Genomic DNA, 7,020 nt, shown 5'->3' with positions numbered 1-7,020 from the left:
CCGCGCCCCGCCCCGCCCCGGCGCCGCCGGCCCCGCCCAAGCCCGTGGTGCTCAAGACCCCGAGCGACGACGCGGTGCTCGGCCAGGACCTGCAGCAGAACGGCAATGCCGGCTCGCTCCGCCTCGACCGTTCGGGTGCCGGCTTCACCGCCCGGGTGACGCTCGCCGGCACCAAGGTCTCGCAGCCGACCGAGGCCTGCAAGGTGGCGCTCGGCGACGGGCAGCTGCTGGCGCTGGCCGACCAGGGCAAGCCCAACGGCGTGACCCAGCTCGCCTCCTCCGGCCCGGCCTGCCCGCTGCGGTTCGAGATCCTGGAGGGCAGCGTGATGGTGACGCCGCTCGCCGAGGCCGATTCGTGCGTCTTCACCGCCGCCGACTGCGCCACCACGCCGAAGGGCCTGTGGGGACCCGGCGCCGCCACCCTGCTGCCGCGGGCGCAGGAATTCGATTCCGCCCGCGGCGTCGCCGACAAGGCGGTGCGCGAGAACTACAAGGTGATGACCCAGCGCGCCCGGCGCGAGGACGTCCGGCCGATCGTGACCGAGCAGGCCGCCTTCTCGGCCGACCGCGAGCAGATGTGCCGCGCCTATGTCCGCGAGGGCTCGCACGGCTTCTGCCACCTGCGGTTCTCCGAGGCGCGGGCGCTGTCGCTCGCCACCCGCCTCGGCCTGTCCGGCGCCGCCCCGACCGCCAGCAACGCGCCGCGCCCGGCGGCGCGCAAGCGTCCGGCCCCGGCGGTGGAGGGGATGAACCCGGGCTTCGAGGCCGGCGCGCAGGACCAGTAGCGCGCCGCGGGCGCCGTCAGGCGTGGCCGGCGGTGGCCGAGAGCATCGCGGGCTCGATGCCGATGCCGCGCAGGGCCCGGTCGTACTTCGTCTCGAGGGCGGAGTTGAAGATCAGGTCCGGATCGGCCGGGCAGTGCAGCCAGCCGTTGGCCTGGATCTCGCTCTCGAGCTGGCCGGCCTGCCAGCCGGCATAGCCGAGCGCCAGCACCGCGCTCGCCGGTCCCTTGCCGACGGCGATCGCCCGCAGGATCTCGATCGTCGCGGTGAGGCAGATGCCGTCGTCGATCAGCAGGGTCGACTGGTCGATGTGGAAATCGGGGGAGTGCAGCACGAAGCCCCGGCTCGCCTCGACCGGCCCGCCCATCAGCACCGGCATGTGGCCGATCCGGCTCGGCAGGCGGATCGCATCGTCCTGGGCGATGATGTCGAGCTGGACCAGGAGGTCCGGCATGTTGAGGTCGGCCGCCGGCTTGTTGACGATGATGCCCATCGCCCCCTCCGCCGAATGCGCGCACAGGTAGATCACCGAGCGCGAGAAGCGCTCGTCGACCATGCCCGGCATCGCGACCAGGAGTTGCCCGTCGAGGTAGCTCGGCGCGCCGCGGGCCGCCCCCTCCCCGCTCTCGGCGCGCGGATCCGGCCGGGCGCGCGGATCCGGCTTGGCGCCGGCGGCGTCCTGGGAGAGAAGGTCCTGTGGAAATCTGCTGCGCATGATGCCCATGCTACGCCCCGCCCCGGCGTTGTCCATAGCCCGCCATGGTGGTGAACGCGCGCGGGCGCCCGCCGGCTCCCGCTGCGCTTGCCGCAGCTTCGCGGGCGCCCGCCTCGACTCGGTCCGACCGCCGCGCTAGACCCCGCCGCTGGACCCCATCCCGGGCCCGAGGTCCCGGCGGGGCCGGCCCGGACCGTTCCGCGAGGAGAGCACGATGACGATCCAGGTCGGCGATCACCTGCCCCAGGCGACCTTCCGGGTGATGGGCCCCGAGGGCCCGGCGGCCAAGACCACCGACGACGTGTTCAAGGGCCGCCGCGTGGTGCTGGTGGCGGTGCCGGGCGCCTTCACGCCGACCTGCCACCGCAACCACCTGCCCGGCTACGTCACGCGGCGCGCCGACATCCTGGCCCGCGGCATCGACGCGATCGCGGTGACCTCGGTCAACGACGTGTTCGTGCTCGAGGCCTGGTCGAAGGCGGCCGGCGCCGAGGGCATCGAGTTCCTGGCCGACGGCAACGGCGACTTCGCCAAGGCCCTCGGCCTCGACATGGACGGCACCGGCTTCGGCCTCGGTGTGCGCTCGAAGCGCTACGCGATGCTGGTCGAGGACGGCGTGGTGCGGGTGCTCAACGTCGAGGACGCGCCGTCGAAGGCGGATACGTCAGGGGCGGAGAACCTGCTGAAGGCGCTGTGAGGCGTACGCCGCCGGCCGTCACGGCTCACTGACTGACGTCGAAGGCGTCGGGATCCGGCTGTTTCCCGGCCGTCCCATCCCCGCCCTCATGCTGACGTGCTGCTGCCTGAACCACGTCAGGATGAGGGTGAGAGAGATGATCGAGCGTTCGCCACGGGGGCGGATCACAGGTCGATGACCCGCGTCTCTTCGTGACGGCGGGCGAGGTCGAGATCGGCGCCGACCAGCGGCGACCGCCGCAACGCGGCCAGGATGCCACCTCTGCGCGACGATGCATCGGAGGCGGGCTCGCTGCCGTCCTCACGCGCGCCTGCGTCGGTTCGGGCTTCAGCCGACTCATCGACGGTCGATGCTGTTGTGTTTGGATTGTTCATCATGGGACAATTGGAGCGGGCGAAGGGATTCGAACCCTCGACCCCAACCTTGGCAAGGTTGTGCTCTACCCCTGAGCTACACCCGCTCACTCTGTCAGGCCGTCCGAACTTGGAGCGGGCGAAGGGATTCGAACCCTCGACCCCAACCTTGGCAAGGTTGTGCTCTACCCCTGAGCTACACCCGCCCAAACCCGTTCGGCCTCGTGGAAAAACTGGAGCGGGCGAAGGGATTCGAACCCTCGACCCCAACCTTGGCAAGGTTGTGCTCTACCCCTGAGCTACACCCGCTCGCTGTTTTCCGTCGGCGTCACCGTGGCGGCGCCGATGAGCGGCATAAACACCATTCCGCCGGGGAGCGCAAGGGGTTGCAGAGGCGGTTGCGGAGTCGGCTCCAAGCCTTCGCTACCAAGCCTTCGCTACCAGGTCGCGGCGGGGGGCAGCCCGTCGCGGATCTCGGCGAGCCGCGCCCGGGTCGCCGGGGTGGTCTGCGGCGGCAGGGCGTCGAGGGGGAAGAAGGCGGCCTCGGCGATCTCGCGGTCGGGACGCTTGGGCACCGGCACCGTGAAGGCGCGGGCGACGTAGAGCGCGACGTGGTCGCGCTTCGAGGCGCGGTCGTTGAAGTAGAAGCCGTGCAGGACCGGCGCGGCGCCCGGATCGAGGACAATCCCGGTCTCCTCGCGGAACTCGCGGGCCATGGCCGCGAGAGCCGTCTCGCCCGGCTCGACGCCGCCGCCGGGCAGGTGCCAGCCGTCCATGTAGGTGTGGCGCACGAGGCAGACGCGGTTCTCCGCGTCGATCGCGGCCCCGCGCACCCCGAGGGTCATGCCGCGGGTGAAGCGCCAGACGAGGTGGGCGGCCCGCATCAGGAGGGCCTGTCGGCGCGTCATCCGGGAGGTCTCCTCAGACCACCGTCAGGCGGATCTCGCCGACGCCCGCGATCGTCCCGACCATGGTCTGGCCGCGGGTGACCGCGCCGACGCCTTCCGGCGTGCCGGCGAAGATCACGTCGCCGGGCTCGAGGGCGAAGTAGGTCGAGAGATAGGCGATCTGCTCGGCCACCGACCAGATCATGTCGGAGAGGTCGCCCTTCTGGCGCAAGGTGCCGTCGACCGAGAGGGTGATCGCCCCCTTGTCCGGATGGCCGATGACCGAGGCCGGCTTCAGGGTCCCGACAGGGCCCGAGAGATCCGAGGCCTTGCCGAGCTCCCAGGAGCGGCGCAAGGCCTTGGCGTCGTCCTGCAGGTCGCGGCGGGTCATGTCGAGGCCGACGCCGTAGCCGTAGACGTGGTCGAGGGCCTGCTCCACCGGGATGTCGCGCCCGCCCTTCGCCAGCGCCACCACCAGCTCGACCTCGTGGTGGTAGTTCTCGGTCTTCGGCGGATAGGGGTGTTCCACGGTCTGGCCGTCCGGCACCACCTGGAGGGCGTCGGCGGGTTTCATGAAGAAGAACGGCGGCTCGCGGGTCGGGTCGGCGCCCATCTCGCGGGCATGGGCGGCGAAGTTGCGCCCGACGCAGTAGACCCGGCGCACGGGGAACAGGTCGTCGGTGCCTTGGATCGGGAGCGCGGTGCGCGGCGGGTTCGGGATCACGGAGAGCATGAGCCTGCTGTCTCGGGCGAGGTTTCGCGAAGGGCCGCGCATCTTGGAAAAGGGGCCGGCCGACCGCTATCTAGAGGCCGGGCCCGCGGCGCGCCATCCCGCCCCGCCGCAACCCTCTCTCCCGCAAACGCTTCCCCGGCGCCTCCCGTGACCCACAGCCTCATCGACACGCTCCGCTCCCGCCTCGGGCCGGCGCACGTCCTCACCGCCGAGACCGACATCGCCCCCCATCTCGCCGAGACCCGCGGCCTCTACCGGGGGACGGCGCTCGCGGTCGTGCGCCCGCGCGACACGGCGGAGGTCGCGGTCGCGGTCGCGGCTTGCGCCGCGGCGCGGGTGCCGGTGGTGGCCCATGGCGGCAATACCGGGCTCGTCGGCGGCGGCGTGCCGTTCGGCGGCGTGGTGATCTCGCTCGCCCGCCTCGACCGGGTCCGCGCGGTCGATCCCCTCGATGCCACCATCACGGTCGAGGCCGGGTGCGTGCTCGCGAACGTCCAGGCGGCGGCGGAGGCCGCCGGGATGCTGTTTCCGCTGTCGCTGGCCTCCGAGGGCTCGTGCCGGATCGGCGGCAACCTCGCCACCAATGCCGGCGGCACCGCGGTGCTCGCCTACGGCAATGCCCGCGAATTGACGCTCGGCCTCGAGGTGGTGCTGGCGGACGGGCAGGTCTGGAACGGCCTGCGGGCCCTGCGCAAGGACAATTCCGGCTACGACCTGAAGAACCTCTTCGTCGGCTCGGAGGGGACGCTCGGGATCATCACGGCGGCCGTGCTGCGGCTGCACCCAAGGCCGGTCTCGAAGGCGACCGCGTTCCTCGGCCTGCCCTCCGCGCGCGCCGCCCTCGACGCCTTCGGGGCCCTGCGCGAGCGCCTGGGACCGCGGCTGACCGCCTTCGAGTACGTGCCGCGCTTCCCCCTGGAGGTGGTGCTGCGCCACCTGCCCGGCGCCGTGCGGCCGCTCGCCGGCGACCACGCTGCTTACGCCCTCGTCGAGCTCTCCTCGCCGGCGCCGGACGCCCCTGAGGAACTGGAAGCCCGGCTCGGCGAGCTGATCGAGGCCGGGCTCGCCGAGGACGCGGTGCTGGCCCAGAGCGAGGCGCAAGGGACCGCCCTGTGGCGCCTGCGCGAGAGCCTGTCGGAGATGCAGGGGCACGAGGGCGGCTCGATCAAGCACGACGTCTCGGTGCCGGTCTCCCGGGTGGCGGAGTTCCTGGATCGGGCCGGGGCGGCCTGCGAGGCGGCCCTGCCGGGGGTGCGGGTCTGCGCCTTCGGGCACTTCGGCGACGGCAACATCCACTTCAACCTGACCCAGCCGGTCGGGGCCGAGAAGGCGGCCTTCCTCGCCGAATGGCCGCGCTTCAACCGCATCGTCCACGACATCGTCCACGGCATGGACGGCTCGATCGCCGCCGAGCACGGCGTCGGGCTGATCAAGCGCGACGAGCTGCCCCGCTACAAGGACCCGGTCGCCCTCGACCTGATGCGCCGCCTCAAGGGCGCCCTCGATCCGCTCGGGATCCTCAATCCCGGCAAGGTCCTGGCCGGCGAGGACGGGCCGGAGGCGTTCCCCGTGAAGGCTCCGGGCCCCGTGACGGCGGCACGGTCCGGCACGGCCGCATGATCTCCCTGTTCGGCCGGGCGCCGGCCGCGCCGGCCGGGCTCACCGCCGCCTCGCTCCTCGGCGCCTTCGAGAGCCTCGGCGACAATTGCGAGTTCGGCATCGCCCAGCGCTATGCCGGCACCGATCCCCTCGGGCTGTTCCGCCTGTCCTCGGCGCCCATCGCCGACCTCACCCACGCGGTCGAGACGGGGTTCGTCCATTACGGCGCACCGGGCGACCTCGAGGTCCGGGTCGGCGCCGGCGGCTACCTGTTCTGCCACAGCCGGGCTTACGCCTTCGCCTACCACACCGGCGACACGGCGCCCCGGGTGAAGCCGGCCGACATCCTCGACCGCGAGATCCGCCGGGTCGCCTACCTCAAGGAGCGGCTGCTCGCCGACCTCGCCGGGGGCGAGAAGATCCTGGTCCGCAAGGGACCGCCGGGGGAGACGGAAGCCGAGGTGCGCCGCCTCCTCGCGGGCCTGCGGGCGATCGGCCCGGTGACGCTGCTGCGGGTCTGCGCGGCGGAGGCCGGTGCGCCAGGTCAGGTGGTGTGGCGCGGCGAGGGCCTGATGCAGGGTACCCTGCCGCATTTCGCCCCCTACGCGGCGGCGACCGATGCCGACCTCGAAGGCTGGCTCGCCGTCTGCGGCCGGGCCTACGCCCTGCGCCACAGCCTGGTCGCTCCCCCGTCCCTGGCGCCGGCCGGCCCGCCGCTCTTCGAAGCGTCCGAGACCGTCCGCCACGCGCTCACCGCCGCGGCATCGGAGCCGGGCGCGCTCGTCGGCGCCCGCCCGGTCGCCGGCCTGCGGCCGAACCGCCTCCACACCGTCGCGGCGGAGATCCGCCTGCCCGCGGATTTCCCCGGCACCCGCGCCGCCCTCGCCTTCGTCGACGCCGCGCCCCATGCCCGCCGCGAGGCGGATCCCGCCCGCCGGGGGACCTGGCAGACCGTCTACACGGCGACCCGGACGCGCAAGCGCCAGAGCGAGGCGGAGATCGGGCTGATGCTGGCGGGGCCGGCCGGAACGGCGGTCGAGACGCGGGACTGGCGGGTGACGGAGGGGTGCCTGCCGGGGGTGGGGTGAGCCGGGCGATCGAGCGCCCTTCGACGAGGCGTCACGGGTACTCGTAGCCACCGGGTCGTCCCGGGGCCGCGCACGCGACACTGCGACCTCAGCCCGACCACGTGGACGGACGATCCTCGTCAGCCTCCCCCTGTCCCGGACGAGTGAAACGACGTGGAAGGAGATC

General features: G+C 72.8%; 8 protein-coding genes and 3 tRNA genes. 4 read left to right on the top strand and 7 right to left on the bottom strand.

The annotated features are described in order from the left end of the window. Positions 1 to 785 (top strand): hypothetical protein (locus tag A5481_RS10975; RefSeq protein ID WP_064503944.1); only part of this gene is annotated, 785 nt, incomplete at its 5' end. Between the two features lie 16 nt (positions 786 to 801). Here the strand turns inward: A5481_RS10975 and A5481_RS10970 are convergent. Next, the gene (locus A5481_RS10970) at positions 802 to 1,347 is read right to left on the bottom strand and encodes a YqgE/AlgH family protein (RefSeq protein WP_245238888.1); all 546 of its coding nucleotides are present in this window, start codon (positions 1,345 to 1,347) and stop codon (positions 802 to 804) included. Between the two features lie 364 nt (positions 1,348 to 1,711). Between A5481_RS10970 and A5481_RS10965 the strand changes: the two genes are divergently transcribed. After that, positions 1,712 to 2,194 (top strand): peroxiredoxin, encoded by a 483-nt coding sequence (locus tag A5481_RS10965; RefSeq protein ID WP_048434634.1) that lies wholly within the window; start codon positions 1,712 to 1,714, stop codon positions 2,192 to 2,194. Between the two features lie 164 nt (positions 2,195 to 2,358). On the opposite strand, the gene A5481_RS32305 is transcribed toward A5481_RS10965, so the two are convergent. From A5481_RS32305 to A5481_RS10940, 6 genes are all read right to left on the bottom strand, one after another. Next, positions 2,359 to 2,571 (bottom strand): hypothetical protein, encoded by a 213-nt coding sequence (locus tag A5481_RS32305; protein WP_082173178.1) that lies wholly within the window; start codon positions 2,569 to 2,571, stop codon positions 2,359 to 2,361. 8 nt (positions 2,572 to 2,579) lie between these two features. Beyond that, a tRNA-Gly gene (locus tag A5481_RS10960) sits at positions 2,580 to 2,654 on the bottom strand. A gap of 24 nt (positions 2,655 to 2,678) precedes the next feature. After that, positions 2,679 to 2,753: transfer RNA gene (locus A5481_RS10955), tRNA-Gly, on the bottom strand. A 28-nt stretch (positions 2,754 to 2,781) separates the two neighbouring features. Next, positions 2,782 to 2,856 (bottom strand) — tRNA-Gly (locus A5481_RS10950). Positions 2,857 to 2,984: 128 nt separating this feature from the next. Next, entirely contained in the window at positions 2,985 to 3,455 is a 471-nt protein-coding gene (locus A5481_RS10945; RefSeq protein WP_048434633.1) for an NUDIX domain-containing protein, read from the bottom strand. A gap of 13 nt (positions 3,456 to 3,468) precedes the next feature. Further along, positions 3,469 to 4,167, bottom strand: a complete 699-nt coding sequence (locus A5481_RS10940) for a fumarylacetoacetate hydrolase family protein (protein WP_048434632.1) — start codon at positions 4,165 to 4,167, stop codon at positions 3,469 to 3,471. A 147-nt stretch (positions 4,168 to 4,314) separates the two neighbouring features. Here A5481_RS10940 and A5481_RS10935 point away from each other — a divergent pair, with 147 nt between their 5' ends. Together A5481_RS10935 and A5481_RS10930 are read left to right on the top strand one after the other, a co-directional pair. Continuing rightward, a complete protein-coding gene (locus tag A5481_RS10935) occupies positions 4,315 to 5,787 on the top strand; it encodes an FAD-binding oxidoreductase (RefSeq protein ID WP_048434631.1) in 1,473 nt (490 codons plus the stop codon). After that, positions 5,784 to 6,854: a hypothetical protein gene (locus tag A5481_RS10930; RefSeq protein ID WP_053082406.1), complete on the top strand. Its 1,071-nt coding sequence runs from the start codon at positions 5,784 to 5,786 to the stop codon at positions 6,852 to 6,854. Before A5481_RS10935 ends, A5481_RS10930 begins: the two co-directional genes overlap by 4 nt. Positions 6,855 to 7,020: the final 166 nt, after the last annotated feature.

The sequence above is a fragment of the Methylobacterium platani genome (assembly GCF_001653715.1).
In the GTDB taxonomy this organism is placed as follows: domain Bacteria; phylum Pseudomonadota; class Alphaproteobacteria; order Rhizobiales; family Beijerinckiaceae; genus Methylobacterium; species Methylobacterium platani.
Note: the sequence above shows the minus strand (reverse complement) of the source record. Positions and strands in the feature narration are given on the sequence as shown.